Origin of the sequence: Consotaella aegiceratis, from assembly GCF_036541425.1 — a bacterium.
Taxonomy (GTDB): Bacteria; Pseudomonadota; Alphaproteobacteria; order Rhizobiales; family Rhizobiaceae; genus Consotaella; species Consotaella aegiceratis.
This window is the reverse complement of sequence record NZ_JAZHFT010000145.1, coordinates 1-881: the sequence shown is the minus strand read 5'-3', so window position 1 is coordinate 881 and position 881 is coordinate 1. Positions and strand designations below refer to the sequence as shown.

General features: G+C 58.9%; 1 protein-coding gene and 1 pseudogene. One reads left to right on the top strand and one right to left on the bottom strand.

Annotation, left to right across the window (positions count from 1 at the left end; all coding sequences use genetic code 11):
- The first annotated feature begins 239 nt into the window (after positions 1-239).
- Positions 240-620: a DUF192 domain-containing protein gene (locus SMD10_RS25480; protein WP_331688511.1), complete on the top strand. Its 381-nt coding sequence runs from the start codon at positions 240-242 to the stop codon at positions 618-620.
- 129 nt (positions 621-749) lie between these two features.
- On the opposite strand, the pseudogene SMD10_RS25475 reads toward SMD10_RS25480, so the two are convergent.
- Positions 750-881: pseudogene (locus SMD10_RS25475) on the bottom strand (IS5/IS1182 family transposase); the annotation flags it as partial.

Sequence of the window (881 nt, the reverse complement as noted above, 5' to 3'; positions counted from 1 at the left end):
ATCGGCATGGCCAATCTCGCCTACAATCTCACCCGCTTCGTCTGGCATCAGGGGCGAGGTGCGCCCGCATGACGGCAAAATCGCCACCGGTCTGAAGTTCCAATGGCGGATGAGCGCCAAGTGCCGCAAAGCCACACCGATCAAGCCCAAATCGGGCCGCCATCACCAATGACGTCTCTTCAATGCCGCCAAAACGTCGGTTCTTCGAGGTGTCCAGTTTTACCGTGTCAATGATCCGTATGGTGAATTTTCAAATTTTTCTAGGTATTCGATTTTACTTGACAAAAAAATTTGGCCACGCCGATACGCCGGACGAGCGCGCCACGGGCCTGGTGAACCGCAATTCGATGCCCGCCGATCATGGCATGCTGTTCGAATTCGGCGAAAGCCGCCCGGTGACCATGTGGATGAAGAATACGCTGATTCCTCTCGACATGCTGTTCATGGACGAAGACGGGAGGGTGACCCGGATCGCCACCAATGCGCGCCCCTTGTCTCTCGCGCTGATCCCCTCGGGCGAGCCGGTGCGTTATGTCCTGGAACTCAACGGTGGATCCGCGGCACGCTATGGCGCCGCCGTGGGCGACCAACTGGTTCATCCGGTCATCCGGGGGGAGTGACGCCCCACCGGCCGCTGCGAGCCGTCCATCTGACGCTGTGCGGCCATCGAGGGATTTGTAAGGCCCTCCTTCTGGATGGAGCGTGAGTGGCGGCAGGCGGGGTAGTCTCTCTCAGTGTCCGATTCAAAACTAAGCAGATGAATTAGCGAGCCTTGCGACGCGGCGAGCGAGGAGTTGGACCGAGGCGAGGAACAGCCATGCATTGGCAGATGCGATGGTCTGCTCGAAGTCCTTGGCAAGCCGTCGATTGCGATTGAGCCA

Bases quoted from the DNA above. Each gene is read 5' to 3' on its own strand.
- SMD10_RS25480 (WP_331688511.1), top strand. From the start codon at position 240: ATGGTGAATTTTCAAATTTTTCTAGGTATTCGATTTTACTTGACAAAA.